At 48.8% G+C, this 414-nt stretch carries 2 protein-coding genes; both read left to right on the forward strand.

What is annotated here, in order from left to right:
* On the forward strand, positions 1-186 hold a 186-nt coding region (locus KJQ97_RS09560), incomplete at its 5' end, for a DUF1249 domain-containing protein (RefSeq protein ID WP_214120716.1).
* Between the two features lie 24 nt (positions 187-210).
* On the forward strand, positions 211-414 hold a 204-nt coding region (locus KJQ97_RS09565; protein ID WP_214120717.1), incomplete at its 3' end, for a metallophosphoesterase.

A 414-nucleotide genomic window follows, 5' to 3' on the forward strand; every position in this document is an offset into this window, starting at 1 on the left:
CTCTACCATGATGCGATGGTGGCTGAAGTGTGTTCAAGCCAGCAGATCTTTCGCTTCAAAGCGCGGTATGATTATCCAAATAAAACGTTGCATCAACGCGACGAAAAGCATCAAATTAATCAGTTTCTGGCCGACTGGCTACGCTTCTGTTTAGCACATGGAGCGATGGCGATTCCGGTTTATTAGCGTCGTGAAACCTAAGGAAACCATTTGGAAAGCCTGTTAACCCTACCTCTGGCTGGTGAGGCCCGAGTCAGGATTTTACAAATTACAGATACTCACCTGTTTGCCGAAAAGCATGAAACGCTGTTAGGCGTCAATACCTGGGAAAGTTACCAGGCCGTGCTGGAGGCTATTCGGGCGCAACAGTATGAATATGATCTGATCGTGGCCACCGGCGATCTGGCGCAGGAT

Source organism: Campylobacter sp. 2018MI01 (genome assembly GCF_018501205.1).
Lineage (GTDB): Bacteria > Campylobacterota > Campylobacteria > Campylobacterales > Campylobacteraceae > Campylobacter_E.